The organism is Paenibacillus sp. J22P165, from assembly GCF_059692015.1.
In genome coordinates, this window is the sequence record NZ_JCAUAP010000021.1 from 1 (window position 1) to 16,511 (window position 16,511).

At 43.6% G+C, this 16,511-nt stretch carries 12 protein-coding genes; 1 reads left to right on the top strand and 11 read right to left on the bottom strand.

Going from position 1 to position 16,511, the window contains the following annotated elements:
- Window positions 1–337: 337 nt before the first annotated feature.
- From AC58QM_RS32865 to AC58QM_RS32880, 4 genes are all read right to left on the bottom strand, one after another.
- Complete coding sequence (locus tag AC58QM_RS32865) at window positions 338–976, bottom strand: hypothetical protein (RefSeq protein ID WP_497288964.1); 639 nt, start codon at window positions 974–976, stop codon at window positions 338–340.
- A gap of 301 nt (window positions 977–1,277) precedes the next feature.
- Window positions 1,278–1,775 carry a phosphoglycerate mutase family protein gene (locus AC58QM_RS32870; protein ID WP_497288965.1) on the bottom strand — a complete coding sequence of 166 codons (498 nt, stop codon included), beginning with the start codon at window positions 1,773–1,775 and terminating at the stop codon, window positions 1,278–1,280.
- 347 nt (window positions 1,776–2,122) lie between these two features.
- Window positions 2,123–2,698 (bottom strand): dihydrofolate reductase family protein, encoded by a 576-nt coding sequence (locus AC58QM_RS32875; protein ID WP_497288966.1) that lies wholly within the window; start codon window positions 2,696–2,698, stop codon window positions 2,123–2,125.
- A gap of 213 nt (window positions 2,699–2,911) precedes the next feature.
- Window positions 2,912–3,433 carry a hypothetical protein gene (locus tag AC58QM_RS32880; protein WP_497288967.1) on the bottom strand — a complete coding sequence of 174 codons (522 nt, stop codon included), beginning with the start codon at window positions 3,431–3,433 and terminating at the stop codon, window positions 2,912–2,914.
- A 188-nt stretch (window positions 3,434–3,621) separates the two neighbouring features.
- Between AC58QM_RS32880 and AC58QM_RS32885 the strand changes: the two genes are divergently transcribed.
- Window positions 3,622–4,578 (top strand): stalk domain-containing protein, encoded by a 957-nt coding sequence (locus AC58QM_RS32885; protein ID WP_497288968.1) that lies wholly within the window; start codon window positions 3,622–3,624, stop codon window positions 4,576–4,578.
- A 91-nt stretch (window positions 4,579–4,669) separates the two neighbouring features.
- Here the strand turns inward: AC58QM_RS32885 and AC58QM_RS32890 are convergent, their stop codons facing one another.
- The 7 genes from AC58QM_RS32890 to AC58QM_RS32920 all read right to left on the bottom strand — a co-directional run bounded on the left by AC58QM_RS32890 (window position 4,670) and on the right by AC58QM_RS32920 (window position 16,511).
- A complete protein-coding gene (locus tag AC58QM_RS32890) occupies window positions 4,670–5,137 on the bottom strand; it encodes a hypothetical protein (RefSeq protein WP_497288969.1) in 468 nt (155 codons plus the stop codon).
- A 64-nt stretch (window positions 5,138–5,201) separates the two neighbouring features.
- Window positions 5,202–5,732 carry a stalk domain-containing protein gene (locus tag AC58QM_RS32895; protein WP_497288970.1) on the bottom strand — a complete coding sequence of 177 codons (531 nt, stop codon included), beginning with the start codon at window positions 5,730–5,732 and terminating at the stop codon, window positions 5,202–5,204.
- Between the two features lie 177 nt (window positions 5,733–5,909).
- Window positions 5,910–6,209 (bottom strand): hypothetical protein, encoded by a 300-nt coding sequence (locus AC58QM_RS32900; protein WP_497288971.1) that lies wholly within the window; start codon window positions 6,207–6,209, stop codon window positions 5,910–5,912.
- Between the two features lie 26 nt (window positions 6,210–6,235).
- On the bottom strand, window positions 6,236–6,736 hold the full coding sequence (locus AC58QM_RS32905) for a hypothetical protein (protein ID WP_497288972.1): 501 nt from the start codon (window positions 6,734–6,736) through the stop codon (window positions 6,236–6,238).
- A gap of 269 nt (window positions 6,737–7,005) precedes the next feature.
- Window positions 7,006–8,028, bottom strand: coding sequence for a glycoside hydrolase family protein (locus AC58QM_RS32910; protein WP_497288973.1), 1,023 nt, complete (start codon window positions 8,026–8,028; stop codon window positions 7,006–7,008).
- 5 nt (window positions 8,029–8,033) lie between these two features.
- Window positions 8,034–13,304: a polysaccharide lyase family 8 super-sandwich domain-containing protein gene (locus AC58QM_RS32915; RefSeq protein ID WP_497288974.1), complete on the bottom strand. Its 5,271-nt coding sequence runs from the start codon at window positions 13,302–13,304 to the stop codon at window positions 8,034–8,036.
- 201 nt (window positions 13,305–13,505) lie between these two features.
- On the bottom strand, window positions 13,506–16,511 hold the full coding sequence (locus AC58QM_RS32920) for a chondroitinase family polysaccharide lyase (RefSeq protein ID WP_497288975.1): 3,006 nt from the start codon (window positions 16,509–16,511) through the stop codon (window positions 13,506–13,508).

Consider the following 16,511-nt stretch of genomic DNA (forward strand, 5'->3'; position numbering starts at 1 on the left):
AACGAAACATCCTAATATATCTCGCTATCTTTCATTCGTCATTGATATCTAAAGGATGAAATCCTGCGAATAGACGAGCTTGCGTGAGGAAATTAAATCATACCGAGGGAGCTGAATAAAGGATAAGGAATTAAAGAATATCTTGTCAAAATCGGGAATGGGATAAAGTTCTTGTCAATTGGCCGTGACAACCACTTTATCCCATTAAACAGAAAACTGCGATGTAACTCCCTGTATGTGGGATCAGCTAACTTACGGAACTAGCATAGGTTAAATCGGAAAGGGTCAGAGTTCCTGTCTGCGACCAGGAAACACTTTATCGCTTCAAAATCAGCGTTTATGTTAAGAAAGTTATCTCTCTTGTACATTGATTATAGGCGACTTTATACGTCTTCCCAGCATTAAGTCCCAGCCTACGAATGTTAAGTGGGTTTAGGCGGAAATCGTCATTAGAAATGTCCGGAATACGAACATAGCGAAGCCGTAACTGCGTTGTATTGTGCTTCAAAGTTAGAAGTCGTCCTCCCCCAGGTAAAGGTAAGTAGATACCCATCGAATTCGCCAGTCCGTTTCCAATAACGACGCTTCCTATCCTTGCCTTCGAACTGGAATTCACCAATATGTTACGGACCGTCACTGGTTTTCGACGCAAGGTTAATGTTTTGTTTGCAGGATTGTATGTCCCTATGAAGCGTGTGTCAGGTTTGAAGTGAAATGTTTTTGCTAAAGTCTTACCTACAATCATAAAGTTAGCAGTACATTCACTTGAACCTTCTTGTGTAACCGTCACCTTGCGAGCTATCGTTCCGCGACGCAGCGTAATAACGGCACCGTCTGGAATTATACTCAAATTATTTTCAATGGCACCGCCACATTCTGTATTAAGAACTACTTCCGATGTGAAATCGGTTCCTGAGACGAAAACATCAATCTCTCCGGAAACTGTTTTTTGGACTTGCTTGATTTTTGTCGCCATAGAATTACACTCCTTGGAAATTTCAAATTTCACTTCCAAGGATAAGGTATGCATTCTTACAAGGTGAAGCGTGGGATTTAGTTATGCTTTAATCAAATTCGGGTAATTTTTTTCATACTCTCTTTAGGTATCGTTATAAATGACCACTATCAATTTTTTCTATTTTCACTGCAAACACACTTGACAAAATTATACCGTATTTATCGTAAAGGGTTGCACTAATCTGCCCGTTACATTAATGAAAACAGGGAGCTGCTGTGGCAAGCTGCTCCCCATTTGTTAGTGTACTATCGTTCCTACGTTAGTTTAAATGACAAGTGCTATTGGAAAATTTTAAAATATCTGCTTTGGGATGATAGTGTAATAAATGAATCCCGGTGTTGTTGGTATGGAACCAGACATTATTATTTGAAGGTAACTGGAGGAAATTTTCAATGAGTTTCGTAATAGTTCCTCCGTGAGAAACAATGGCAACTCTTTTATATTGGCTACTATTCTCTTTTATGTAAGAAAAGATTTGTTTGATTCGCTCATAAAATTTTATGTCGCTTTCATCAACTTCCTGCTCGCATAGATTATCAAGATATCTCACTTCACAATCAACGATACTCGCTAAAATATCCGCCGTTTGCCTTGCACGTTGAAATGTACTTGACCAAATAAACTCTGGTGGAAATTCTTTTGAAACACGTGCAGACATTTTTTTACTTTGCTCAATTCCTAAGCTTGTTAACGGTTCAAGTACATTTACTTTCTCATCCTCTGATTCTCCATGTCGAATTACTAATATCTCCATCATTAGTTTCACCTCAATTAATTACTTTCGCTAATTTTACCATCTGGATAATCGTTCTCCGATAGTTGAATGACTTTCCAGAAATAATAAGTAGCTCGTTACTTATCAAATCTGATAAATAATCGTAACTAAGCTCACCAACCTGGACTGCCTCACGGCAATTCCAGTTTAAAGTTTCGATATTGGTAAAACGTTATTTCTCTCATAAATTAAGACGCTAAAAATAAACGAATGTTACGTTATCCTACCCGATACTTGAATGAAAAAAAGGGAGCAACTGCCACGGCAGTTTGCTCCCTTCTAATTGTACTATCGTTTCTTGTTAGCTTACTCTACTTTAGGAGAAAAGGTCATCTAACCGTCTGGTAAACGAGGCCAAGAGCTCCAGAATCGAATGTCTTGTTTTCGATAAGTTTAAGATTGACCTTCTCCTTGAGGCCTTGGAATAACGGCAACCCACTGCCGACTAGGACGGGAGAAACCGTAATTTTATACTCATCTATTAAATCAAGCTGCATAAGGTAGTGTGCTAACCTAGGGCTACCGAGGATGACCATATCCTTGCCTGGCTGCTGTTTGAGGTTCTTGATCTCTTCCTCGACATCTTCTTTCACCAGTCTGGAATTGTTCCATTCGACGTTCTCCAGCGTCGTGGAAAAAACAATTTTGGCTGTGTTTTCGATCCACTCGGCATGATCCCGTTCATGCTGTGAGGATGATGGGTCCGAAGGCACAGATGGCCAGTAACTGTGCATCATCTGATAAGTCCCACGTCCCCAAATGACCGTGTCGGCTGTACTCAGAATTTCTTTCGCGTGTTTCTCCAATTCAGCATCGTAGGAAACCCAGCCAATGTCCATTGCACCGTTCGGCCCTTCTACAAAACTGTCAAGCGATGCGTGTAGAAATAGAACAAGTTTTCTCATTTTCAGTTCTCCTTTTTTTCATGAGGGATGTCTACATTATACATGAACTACTAATCTAAACTGCCATTCGTAATCCTGCACTTCAAACTTCTAATTCATTGTTTTGTCCTGCTGTTACATTCACTATAAATCATTACGTAACGTAAGGTTCAAGAGGGAATCTGATTTTTTTTGCAGACAACTCTATTGTGCTAAACTCTACTGGTTCCCATACTAACTCATAGATGCAATATCATATCGTATTTGGTCTACCTCATTGTCAACATACCAAAATTCCAAAGTTTCCTTCCCATCAACATACCCAATTATACTCCCACCTTGTTCCCACCTTGTATAGTAGCTAGAACCATATAATTGCTTTACTTTGTCAATTGATTCTCCAATGCCTATTCCTTTGTTTGTTCTTAATGATTCGGCATTTAAAGATGTAATACTAATACGGATAATTTGATCGTTACCCTTTTTTGTAGCAATCACCAGACCATCATTTAATTTGTAATAGTCAAAAAGTGCATTTTCTATTCTTTCATATTCCTTACCGTATTTACCGATAAACCAATCATCCTTCATACTTTGATGTAGCTTTAAACCATTGATATTTTCATTACTTAAATTTGTATTGTCTGTAATAAAAGTGTAGTAATATCGTGGGGAAAAATTAGAACCCCAGAAGTAGATAGAACCCATAACGATTAGAATTAATATTGTAATTCCAATCCTCTTCCTCTTCTTCATTTGTTTACCCCCTAAACGAAATCCATGGTTTATTGGAACACCCCTTATATATTTTACCGCAATTTGGAAATTTTTCACCTTTCCATTTACAATTAATACAAAAAGAAAAAGAAACATTTATGATTTTAAATACTCTAACATATGTGGAAACAATTTAAATTTCATTTTCAATAAAAGGAGTCCTTCCAATGACTTTACGCTCGTTTAGAAGAACTAAGCTACTAATGCTTACAATTGCTTCAATTGTAGCCTTAGGTGCAAACGTACCACTTGTAGAAAAAACCGCATATGCTGAAGCAAATACTACTACAAGCGAGACTATCACGTATATCAACGGAATTATCAGAAACCAAAGCACACTAGCTCCGCTACGGCCGTTTGCCGAGTCGTTGGGATTTACGGTCGACTGGAACGCAGAAACCCAATCCGTTACCGCTCGAAAAGATGGTAAAACCATTCAATTGACATTAAATAAGCATACCTTTTATGTAAATGGAAAAGCATTTGAATTGGACATCGTACCTCTAGTGCATCGAGACATGACAGAGGTTCCCGTTCGTTTTATAAGCGAAGCCTTTGGAGCTAATGTTCAATGGGACAGCATCAACCAAAGAGCCATCATTGATAATAGAATCATGATCCTGATAGAACCAAATGACCAAGAACTTTTTCAAAAAATGCTAGAAGATCCCCTTGCTCCTGTCGGAAATGTATACCTGCGACCTGCAATCGAATTCCTAGATGAAGAAACGATTAGGTTAAAGATCATTATTCCCGCTAATTTGAGTAGTTCAAATGAGCCTAGCTATGTTACATATACCTTTCGTCGGAGTCATACAGGATGGAGCATTTCTAACGTCAAAACGGATCACTCCAATGACTTCGATTTGCAAATTGATGAGAATGAAGCCATTTATCTGACCTGGCAAACAACGACTGACATCATTGTTAAAGCCCAAGGATCTTATGCATTTAGACCAGCTAATAACAATATGAAATGGGACGGAGACTCTTTCATGTTTATTACCCAGTCGCCAAATGGGAGTTATCGTACGGTCTTAGTAGATATCCATACAGGGCGCACAGCAAATTTTTCCGGTTTTACACATGATGCACCACAAATTGCAAAAACTCTTGGCCCATAGACAGAAAGTGACTTAACTAGCATCAAAACTAAAAACAGACCCAACGATATCTCGTTATCTCGTTGGGTCTGTTTTTATGACGGTACATGTCTTACACCGTGCCTGAGGAATCCGGTACGTCCGGACCATCGACGACATCGATCACACCGATAGCCAGAATGCTGATAGCGGCCGCTTTTCCAAGCTTTTTCACACCGTTTTTCAACCGCGCTTTATCGCTGTCCTTGAAGCCTGTCACGACATCTTTTCCGCTATCAACCACATACTCGATGCCATGGCCAACTCCTCTTGCCGTCGTAATGGCCGTTTGTTCAAGTTCATGGAGTCCAGCTTTCGCTTGCCGCTTATCCGCGGTAATTAAGCCTGCGCCTACATCCCATACTCCGCTCGCTGCATGGCCTGCGATCTTACCCGTTTTGACCGTTACCTGTTCTACATCATTCCCGATTTCCTTGATATAATCACTGCGAACAAGCTCCCCTGCCACACGGACAGTTCCTCCAAGCACTTTGCCTGCCACATCGCCTGCCAGCTTGCCTAAATCCTTTAGAAAATCCATCTCAAGCACCTCCATTCCTCAGTATATGCTATATTACGATTGTCGAAACACTTGGTTAACCTAACTATTCGCTATAGATAAAATGATGCTTTATTGAATTACTCGAAACGCAAATGGTCACGTTTTGATTATTACCGTCAGTTCCTGTAATGAAATAGTATACCGGGGTCAAATCTGAAGCATCTGGCGGGATTTGTTTTTGTTCCTGATTACTAAGTATCCTTATATTAAATTGTTCATCAACATGAACAAGATGATATGTCTCATATGCAACAATCTTCGCTTGATCTGGTGTAACTTTTGGGCCTAGCACTTGGCTAGAATCAGACGAGCTATGCGTAGTTAAGATGACTGTGGACGTTTCAGCCTCATATTCAATTGAACCTGAGATCTGATTAGCAATAAACCGAATGGGTGCGTAAAGATGACCGTTGTAGTTTAAGGTAGCGTATTCGTCTTCAGTATCAACATGTTTTGAATTAATAACGTAATGAACTGTCTGAAAAACAGGATTAGATACTCCACTATAACTGAACGCATCGCTTGAATTCGAAAGTACAATCAGTATGGTGACAATGAATAACAACTTCTTCATAAAAGCACTCCTTCAAAAGTAACTAATAATTAAACTTATGTTGAACTATCGTTCCGTGGATTTGTCACCGTTTAAGCTCAATAGCCTTCCACATCGTACGTCCATCTTTGTCATAACCAGTCATCTCTGTGGCGTTAAACATCTCTCCTGTTCTACCATCAAAGAATACGTTCATTCTCAAACTCTCATTTTTACTATTTTGAGAATTTTGCTAGTCATTTGAATAAGCAAAGGTTCTTCTTCTGTATTCTTCTTTGCTTCTTCATATCCAAGGTGTAACGCTTCCAATGCCGTATAGGTATTTTTTACGTTCGTCTTCTCAGGGGTTGCTGATGCAACCGGTTGCTCATTGGATACCGTTGTAGTTTCGTGAGAAGAACTTACGAATGGGACGATCTTGAGAGCGTACAATAGGAAGACCACACTAATTATTATTATAGAAACACCTATACCAACAACATAACTCTTTTTTATCAAGGTCGCTTCTCCCCCGATTAGATGAACTAAGATTGTTCTATGGGTAATTGGCTTATTTCATACCAACCAGATTTACCAAAGGAATGGAGCAGTTGGTTGAGCCTCTTCTCATCAAATTTCTCGAAATTGTACCGCTCCTGCATCTTCTCCTCCCTAAGATACCACTTACCAGCAATGGTCTTAGCAGAAAAATAGTCCTTATATTCCGATACTCCATCTTTTACATACTCGAATTGCAAATAATATATATTTTCCACGTCATCTACTGGCAGCTGACCTGGCTGTTTGGATGCAATCATAAATTTGTACGCTATGATTGTGTCTGGATCAGAAATAACCTGAATCAGCATCGGTTGAGACTTCTGCGGATGCTTCGTGGAATATAGCGAGATGTTGATGTTTTTGATTTCCGGCTGCGAAATTCCCCCAGGCTCCCCTGTCGCGATGTCAGGTGAACGCTCTACCTGAGGAGACGGGATAGTTGTTACCGTTGCTGGGGACTTGTCTGTCTGTGACGAACATCCCACCAATAACAACACTAACAGTATTAAAATGAAGTAATTGTACTTCAGGTTAATCCCCCCTTGCCCACTACATATTACACCAACTTTTTAATTAGACTCATAACACTAAGCAAAAGTTACAGTTATTCCCAAAATTATTTTCTATCCATTTCAATTCAAGCGGGAATGTCGAAATTGCGGCTGGCCCATCTTTTGAACAATAAAAAGCTGACACTCCTCATTATGGAGGGCGTCAGCTTTACCAAACCTACTATTTACATTTTGTATGCTTTTCAGTTTCCAAGAGGAATGACCATATTCCATGTGTTCCGACCGCCAAAATTCCCATCACCATCGGCCGTAGCCGCGAACAGATGCGTTGGTCTGCCATTTCGGAACAGCAGAAACGGCCTCTCAAAATTGCCCATCTGTTTCTTGGTCCCATCATCCCAAGTGACATGCCGTGAATACGCTTTGGGATGCTCAGCAATCTGCCAATTCAACCCATCCCGTGAATAGGCCTGAATGCCGCCGTGCCTTTCGTTACAGATGTTACCCTTCATATCCTTGGCGATCATTGCGTAGCCATCTTCCGTTTTCCAAATAAAAGGATCTTCCAAATGAACATCCGCCGGGGGAAAAATTGGTTTCTCGCTTAAAGAGCGGTAAGCTCCGGTATAGTGATCCGCCCAAGCTGCACCAAGCGCCATATCACTGAACGTATGGCCTTGATAGGCTCTGGATTTGTAAATGAGCAGCACCGACCCGTCTTCATGTACACATGGTGCCGGATTCGACGTTAAATAGCTGTCAAACTTCCCAGGGCGAACATCCAAAATTGGCTCGTCCCGCCGCACCCACGGTCCTTGTACCTGTTCAGCAACTGCCAGTCCGATTCGTTTGTTAGATCTGGCTACAATGCAGCGGGGATCATCCAATCCGTAGGCTTCTCCTGGCTTGACATCTGCGAATGGGTACGTAGTACCCATATAAAAAAGAAGATATTTACCATCGTGTTTGACGATGTGCGGATTGTGCGTGCTGCGACCGTCCCAGAATTCGGCTCCTCTTGCGGGAAGTACAACCTCCTCGAACATGTAAGGCCCTTCAGGCTTATCGGATACGGCCCGCACGACTTCGGAATGCACTAACCATCCGGGATGCATGGGCAGATGCTTGGGCCAACGCGAAGCAAACATATGAAATTGCCCGTCCTCCCCATGCACAACCGAACCGCACCAGACCCAGTAACCCGACATTTGGAATCCTCCGTTTATGGGAGCCGGCAACAGCCGTTCATATAAGTTTGTGGTCATCGAATCTACTCTCCAATCCATGCCAGATTGTATAAAGCTTTAACTGTTTCCATTCGCAAAGCTGTTGAAGAAGGCGAGAGGATTTCGTTGGATCTTCCTGAAAGAATGCCGATTTCGATTGCCTTATTCACATCTGCTAATGCCCAGGTTGATATTTCACTTTGGTCCGTATAGCTGCCAAGTTTATGTTGGAATGACGTATAGCTGCCATTCAAATACTCATAAGCTCTAACTAATAAGACGGCCATCTGTTCACGAGTCAATTCTGCATTAGGATCAAATGTCTGATCAGTGACTCCCGACACCAAACCAGCCTGACTAGCTGCTGCAACATCTTGGGCATACCATGCGTCTGGCTTCACATCATCAAATACGGAAGTCACCACGTCTTGCTGCTGTAGGTGCAACGCGCGTACCAATAATGCAGTAAACTCTGCTCGAGTGGTCTTCCCATTGGGGTTAAACTCACTTGAAGTAACGCCTTCAATGATGTGCTTCGCTGACAATACTTGTACCGCTCGTAAAGCCCAATGCTTATCAGGCATATCTTCAAACTTTTTATCGTATTCGAACACCGCATAAATGCCCGGTTGTTCCGGTGTGAATGTAGCTTCGTTAGTCGTTAGATCTATCGTCCCACCGACATATTTCCATTTTCCACTAGCTTGATTATAACTGTACACACCTAGCAGTTCGGGATCCTTGCCTGTAGGATCAAACGGCAGAACGACTTCAACGCCTGAGTGAAGATTGTTGACTGACCACGTTTTGCCCTCATCTGAGCGAATGCTTAGATCCAATTCAATGGCTTGACTTGCCAGATTGACACGAGCTTTAGGATCTGTCGCTCCAGCCTGAGTGATCGAAGTATCCGTGACTGGCCGCGATGTTATTTCGAGTGTTGTTTGATGAACTTCCCCATCTACTCTCGCAATGAGCGCCTTGATTAATTCAGGGTGAAGTGTCATCTGTGCATGCTCTCCATGAATTTCCAGAGGAACATTCGGAATCTGCTCCGTTGGTACAGAGACAGTATCCTTGTCAGGTCCCATATTCACCGTAGCTTTACCGTCTTTCACGATGACGATAACTGGGTGAACATGGGGTCCAGAATTCGTTGTGCCAGATCCTGATTCCCCTTCAGGATCCGTTGGATTAGCCAACGTAGACACAGCTACATCAAGGAATGCAGCGCTCCAGTTTCCTGCCGCATCTCTCCCTTTCACCTGGAAGGTACACAATTGATTTGGCAATAAACCTTCAATTTGTTGATCATGGAGGTGACCTGGAACTAATACAGTTTGGTCTCCCCACTGGATTTGATATTCTGACACCCCTACATTATCTTCAGCTGGCGTCCAATGCAAAGTCACCTTGGATGAGGTCACATTCGATGTTGTCGCGCTTGCATCATGCCCCCACGTAGGTGCGGTCGTGTCGGGTACTGGCACCATTTGCAAAGAAATTAGCTGCGATTTCCCCATTGTATTTTGCACATTAACTTTCAATTTCACCTTAGGACTTAGCTGTTGAATCTGTATCCGATCATCTTGGCTAATCACACTTTGCGCCGACTTATCGAGTTCAAGCTCAATAAAGCCATTATTCTCTAATGTCGGATCTGCCACCGCTAACTCATAAAGCCCGGTGTACTTATTGCTATGCATGAGAACGGATGCTTTGCTATTTACGGTCAAGCCGTCTACGGTCGTCACTTTATCTTTCCAAAAGTTAAAGCCAACCAATCCAAGCTTATTCTCGCGAACCGCTTGCACATCCTCTGAATTGGCCACAACTGTGTAATCTGGAGATGAAGCGTACTTAGACGTTGCTGCCTTGCTGGCATTCGGCAAAATGGCATATTCATAGCTTGCTTGGTTAGGATTGGAGCCATGATCAAACCACATGGTTAAGAAATTATTATTCAAAAGCTCGGTTGGCACCGTTGATTCTGGCGGATTACTCAGGTTCGTATCAGAATATCTGCCTTCTTGCTCCGCACGCATCAGTTTCAGAGGTTGCGTTCCAGGGAACACATAACCGATATCAGCTCCCGCTGCATTCCCTTGCAAATGAACCCATTCCGGTTGCTCCACCGTTTCTTCCCCGAAGAAACCACTCTTGGATTCACCATTTACATAGAGTTCATTCGCATTATTAGTAGTAAGCTTACGCTGCTCTACGATGGTCTCCACAGTCATATTATCAGTACTTGTCAAATCGGAGCCTACAGCAACAATTTCATTGTCAAACGTAAACCAGGACTTATTTACTTTCATTTGTGTGCCAATCTGATTTAAGTTCATGCCCGTCACGCCATATTTACCTAAAACTGCGCCACCTGCCCAGGAATTCGCTGGTGCCCCTTCCCCATCACCAAATTGATAAATTGCTGATGTTCTAGGTCTGACAACAACGGTCGTACCTGGTAATCGATACCAGTTTACAGTTGCCCAGTACTGATCGGTGTATTGCGATAAATCGTCATTGTACAGGTAAGTCATGCCATCGCCGGTATACCAGCCTTTCGGATTCTCACCATTGGTCAACTCGTAGGTTGCAATTCGGTTGGAGCTCTTGCTAACACCAAAGAGATACCCATCGCCAACATGTACACTGCGAGCCATCGCGTTGAATTCAAAGTGCTCCTGAGTTTCCGCTATCGGTTGAATAGCAGGGTCTTCCATCCATCCTTTTATCGTATCAGCTAGATCTAGAGGAAGTTTAGAGTACGTCATCCCTCTTGCCAATTGGAATTGGAAATGATATTTAATCAAGCTCTTTATATAGGCTGCCCTTTCCGGTGAAGCTGTTTGGGCGATACGCGACATACCTACCAGAATGGATTTGGCTGAACCATAGGCATCCGACGTATCCCTGACAATGGCACGTCCGCGCGTCATATCGAGAATCTGTCCTTTATACATCAAAGGTGCATAGCCTTCTTGGATCCAGCGATACACATTCTCCGCCACAGGAACGGTGGGCTCCCACGTGCTGCCATTCAATAACAGCAATAAGTTCCCCATGCCACTAATGAGTACTTCACCATAACTCCCTGTATACGCAATATTCCCATGTTGAATAAAAGAACCATCCTCATAGAAACCATCGCCCGTTGTCACATAATCAAATAGTGGTGTCATGCCGTCCCGGGCCTTGATCATACGATCATAGTTTTTCTCAACAAGCCCAAGTCTCGCTTCAATCAACATAATGTCCGAACGATTCGCCCCCACCTGCGTAAACGTAGGTAAACTTACGTCGCCAATATAATGATCAACACTTGTCGTGTTTCTAGTGATTTGTTCTGGCGTCAAATCGTCATACATGAAGATGAGAATATCCGCCAACCGTGTGGGAATGCCTATATCCCAGTTCCACCAATTTCCAAATTCAATCCCTGTACTCTTGTAGCTATGATCTAACAGCCAATCTAAAGCTTGAATAATATCGGTCTTCAGCGCAGCGTTGTTGTAGAGTGACGACCCCATCGTTGCGTAAGCTTGTGCCATTGTTTTCAGGCGCGTATAGTGATCCAGTAAATAGGTTGAATCCGTAGCAGAATATACTAAATCGCCCCATAGTGTATTCGTGGCACCCCTCATCTGCAGGCTATCCCAGTACATTTGAGCATTCGCAGTAGTGCCATCTATTCTGCTTTTAATCTCACTGTTCGTAATATCCAAGGAATCCTTGCCTGTTAATGTTTCCTTCCAGCGAATCCTAATCTTATCGTATTCTAGCGGATCCGCCAGTACCGGAGCTTTAATCTCAATCGTGGCAGATGCTAGTTTAGTATTCGGCGCTGTTGCCGTAATCGTGGCTGTGCCTACTTTCAAAGCGGTTAATTTACCATTCGTATCCACCCGAACAACACTTGGATTCGAGGATTGCCATGTCAGCAGCTTGTCGGTTGCGTTAGCTGGCGCTACTACGGCCTCCAGTTGATAGGTCGTATAATTGGTCATGTCTACTGGCGCATTTGTAAAACTTACACTTGTAAGAGGGACATAAGGCGTTACAGTTACCAACGTTTGACTTGTAAGTGCCCCATTCAATTCAGATGTAGCGGTAATCGTCGCTATACCATCAGCAATTCCAGTGACGACCCCATTCGTATCTACCGTTGCGATATTCATATCGGAGGAATGCCAAATCAGCTTCTTGTTCGTGGCGTTAGCAGGCTGGAAGACGACAGGTAACGTAAGCGCTTTCCCTTCAACCAAAGGAGCTTCGCTCGGTAAGCTAATGTTCGTTAAAATGATGGGTCTGACGACCGTTATAGGAATGGTCTTCGTATACGCGCCTTCATACGTGCTAACCGTAACCGTCGTGTTCCCTTCATTGACCGCATGAATCAAGCCATACGTCACCGTTGCAACGGTTGGATCAGCCACCTGCCATGTTAATCGTTTATCGGATGCATCTGCTGGCAGGGTACTTGCCGTAATCGTAGCACTGGTTGTTTCTGACAATTCAAGTGTCTCGGGTGAAGCAGATAGACCTGTCACGGGCACATAATCAGCCAGCTTTAAATCATCCACATACCACTCGGCCACAGTATTGTCTATTTTATTTTGATTGAGGTAAATATGTCTTATATTTGACCAACTATTAAGACTTCCATTTTGACCAGTTATGATAGTCGCTCCAAGGAAACGATCATTTACAAAGTAGCTTACCTGTCTGGTAGCTGTATCAACGAATAGTTTCAACCGGTACCATGTATTGGCTTCAAAGTTAGCTAATATTTGGTTGTTTACATCTAAAATCTTCCCCGTGGAAAATGAAATGATATTGGCATTCGTAGTTGTCGCAACAGGAACATTCCCATTTAAACTCCTGAATTGAATTGTTCTAAGATGCTCGGTACTCTTCATGTAGACAGTAGCTTCGAATATGAATTTCCCCTTTATCCCTGTATTCCCTGCTATTGTCCCTCCCAAGTTGTTTTTTCCAGCATTAAGATTTTGCGTATTAGACACTAGCTTTAGACTGTAATCATTGCGTGAGGGAGCTTTCTCCATGATGACATAGTCGGTATTTGCAGCAGAATTATAGGTACCCCATCCACCTCCAATTGTCCCGTTGTAATTGGTTCCATTGTAAATCTTCGTGTCTTTCGCAGTCGCACTTTCATCATAATTCACACTAATATACGTCGTCCCCGCTGAGTAGCCAACTGGCACCCGGCCAACTCCCGGGAACCCGACAGAGAAGATAATCACAACAACCAATACACAAACTAACCATTTTTGTATCGACAATCTCATAAGGATTCCTCCCTTTTCTATAAAATTGTTGCTTCTTTCTTCTGTGACATAACTGCAATTAGGCACCCTTTGGATGCACCCTATGGTCTTCTAATTGCAGATTATCTCACGAAAGGAACTGGTGTATATCCTCAAACAATCGAACATATTGATTTCTTTGTAAAGGCTTATCGGCATTTATTGCATCATCTATCTTTTATGCTAATCTTGTCTTTTCTGCAAAACGAACTCCCTTGGCATCGCGTCTTTGCATGCGATTTCAATCACAGTATGTTCATCCCCATATGCTGCAATGCGAGAATGAGTCCCGTCTCCCTTTACCATCCACCTTCCTTTAAGGGTGATGTGCATGTTACGCGGAATGCTTGCCGCATTAATCCACGCTCGGGAATATACGCTAACTTCAATTCGATTTCCATCCTCATCATATTGATCGGGTTCAATGCCTTCATATAATCGCAAGTCAGGATCTACTGCGCTTACGATGAGTTCATCGTGTGATTCTCGAATCATGATCATCGCAGGTGTATCCGTTTCGACAACCCACCCCGTGTTTACGCTCGTATTGGCCTCGAACAAGGCATAGGCGGTCGTCTGATTCGCATGATCCTTCACGATATGTGCGTTGCGATCTTTCCGCATTACGCAATAGGGTGCCGCTTCCAGGCTTTGCATGCGCTGGCTAAACGCCTCGATGCCATCTCGATCCGTTTTTACAAGTATCGTATATTCATAGCTGCCTTGTTTCGGCGCGTAGCCATGCCCCAGCCAAGCTGTAGCAAAATCCCCCTGCGTATCCGCATCCGTCGCTTGATGCTTGGAATGTTGAGTATCCCTAGAAATGGACAGCATTTGTCCCCCTGGAATATAGTAGCCATTCTCCATATGATCTAGCAGCCATACAGGCTTCTCCAACTCACGCTCATACGCGTACGGAAACTCACGAATAGAGGTGGGATCATTCACCCAGATGGGACTCCCTTGATCAGCGAGGTGATTCTGAAACAACGTCGTTTCCGTTGGATAGACTGTATTGCTATTCTCAATATCTGAACCCAGACAGATGATGCGATTATCGAAAAAGAAGACCGATTTACGCGCACGGTGGCTGCCTTCATATTTCGGATGCTCGTGCAGCTTCATCGCGAACATACCGTTCCGTCCTTCTAGATTCAAACCACCCGCATACGTTTCATCCGAAAGCAGCATTTCTTCAAAGCCACTAAATGTATCCACGTTTCGCACATGGGAGCGCAGTTCTGGTATCGGTTTATGCACCGTCGTTGTCCCTGGCCAGCGGTTCCAATCCCAGCCATCATGATAATACCCACTGGCTTCATTCGAGATCGGATCGCCCTGACTCATGATTTGCACATGACCATGTGAAATATACCGCCCATAGAGGTTGGCGCTTACATACGTCTCGTTAGCCCACAAATACCGACTGTGACCCCTTGCCCCAACAAGCCACGCATCTCTGCGATGAATCGCCAATGCGGCAAAATTCATCGTCCAATGACCATTAGGATCCTCTTCGGGTTCAAGGCCCATCGCTAGAAAGCGTTCGACAACGTCTGACTTCACCTCGTGTTGGGTCAGTCGCAGATAGGCAGCAGCCACCTCTTCATCCACCGATTGCAAGCCATCAGGAGTACCAGATAGGGCCATATATTTAAATGGTTCTACTTCCAACGCTCCCTTCCCAGTTGGATGACGTGACGACAGGCTTAGCAGCCATTCGTATTTATTGCAGTACAATCGCATCGCTAGCAACGCCTTGCGTACAGACTTGTGAGCGAGCCCATCAATCCGATAGACCGTACCGCTAATTAAATAGACTACAGGCGTAACGCCAAGGAATCCGCCAATAGCGTAAGCGGGGTAATGATTAACATGATGGTACGCAGATCCATCTGATTTGTAAGCAGACCTCAGTCCATGTGCCGGTAACAGTGATTGACTGAGCCATGCTCTAAACGTGGACAGCTCACGCACTTTCAGAGGTGTATCCGGCATGATCAAAAGACTTGCCAGCATGCCTTGCAGCGTTGTATTGAAAATATCAATATTGCCTTCTATTTCTTCAAGGGGTGTATGTATACGTCCTGCGCCGCTGTACCAATACATCGTTTGCTGAGTTCGTTCTAGACGTCCAGCTTGTTCCAGCTCTTCGCGCATTAAGAATGCGGCCGGATAATACGAACGGAAGTTGTAGCCGAAATGATGGACCGTTCCTTGGCTGCTGCCATAGGTCCACCCTTGCTCATCCAGATGATCTAGTACATCGATAAACATCGCTAGGAGCTCATCTTTCCACCTTGGATCTTCCGCAGCACGATAGCTGATGGCCATATCCAGCATAAAATCCGTATAAGCCGATAGCTGTATACTATTGGCCAACACTTTCAATCGTTCTTTGTCCGCCTGCGGGAAATGGTCGAAGAAAGGAAGATCGATGGGACGTCCTGAGATCACACCACCTCTTCGCGAAATGCAGAAAGTAGAAAATTTCTCCTTCATCTGCGCCTTGTCATTCTTGGTGATCGTTTGCGATTGAACAATCAGTTCCTCCAATCGCTGATTCATCACCCCATGTGCCCATTGCTGTTCGGATGTAATAACCTCTGGTATAGGAAGTCTTCGATCCAGTTCCTCGAAAGCATACAAACTCAGCCAATGCGCATTCGCTTTCTGATCGGCCTCGAGATTAACGAACGGTACCTGTCGATCCCGTGTATGAAAACGCGGATCAATTCGCGTGTTCAGCATTAGCTGATTGATGTACAAAGTCCCCGTGCTAACTGTTTTCGGTGCGCAAATGGTCAGCGTGTCCATCTCTGGATGTGGAACCCCATGCATATCCCGCTCGTATGCGACCCAAGCTGTTCGCCATCCGCGAAAATTGAGGTGAAAATCAAACTCGCAATCGACCACCCCATCACGTCCAAATTGAAAGGTAAGCACATCAGCTAGGGGTTCACTGTTATAGATCCATACCACGAACGAATCGCGTTCCTGGCTGATCGAACCCTCTTGAAATGGACGATACCCAACAGGCTCGGTCAATCGTAAGTAGGAATCTGAACTATACGTCCATTGCAAACTATGCGTACCGTATTTGTAATGTTGATCACTAATAGATAAGTCAGAATGGTTATCCCATACCAATTGTGGCGGGATGTCATGATCAAAAGAAATTATCTTCAT

Excerpts from the sequence above, each read along its gene's own strand:
- AC58QM_RS32865 (WP_497288964.1), bottom strand. The coding sequence starts at position 976 with ATGGCGACAAAAATCAAGCAAGTCCAAAAAACAGTTTCCGGAGAGATT.
- AC58QM_RS32870 (WP_497288965.1), bottom strand. The coding sequence starts at position 1,775 with ATGATGGAGATATTAGTAATTCGACATGGAGAATCAGAGGATGAGAAA.
- AC58QM_RS32875 (WP_497288966.1), bottom strand. The coding sequence starts at position 2,698 with ATGAGAAAACTTGTTCTATTTCTACACGCATCGCTTGACAGTTTTGTA.
- AC58QM_RS32880 (WP_497288967.1), bottom strand. The coding sequence starts at position 3,433 with ATGAAGAAGAGGAAGAGGATTGGAATTACAATATTAATTCTAATCGTT.
- AC58QM_RS32885 (WP_497288968.1), top strand. The coding sequence starts at position 3,622 with ATGACTTTACGCTCGTTTAGAAGAACTAAGCTACTAATGCTTACAATT.
- AC58QM_RS32890 (WP_497288969.1), bottom strand. The coding sequence starts at position 5,137 with ATGGATTTTCTAAAGGATTTAGGCAAGCTGGCAGGCGATGTGGCAGGC.
- AC58QM_RS32895 (WP_497288970.1), bottom strand. The coding sequence starts at position 5,732 with ATGAAGAAGTTGTTATTCATTGTCACCATACTGATTGTACTTTCGAAT.
- AC58QM_RS32910 (WP_497288973.1), bottom strand. The coding sequence starts at position 8,028 with ATGACCACAAACTTATATGAACGGCTGTTGCCGGCTCCCATAAACGGA.
- AC58QM_RS32915 (WP_497288974.1), bottom strand. The coding sequence starts at position 13,304 with ATGAGATTGTCGATACAAAAATGGTTAGTTTGTGTATTGGTTGTTGTG.
- AC58QM_RS32920 (WP_497288975.1), bottom strand. The coding sequence starts at position 16,511 with ATGAAGATAATTTCTTTTGATCATGACATCCCGCCACAATTGGTATGG.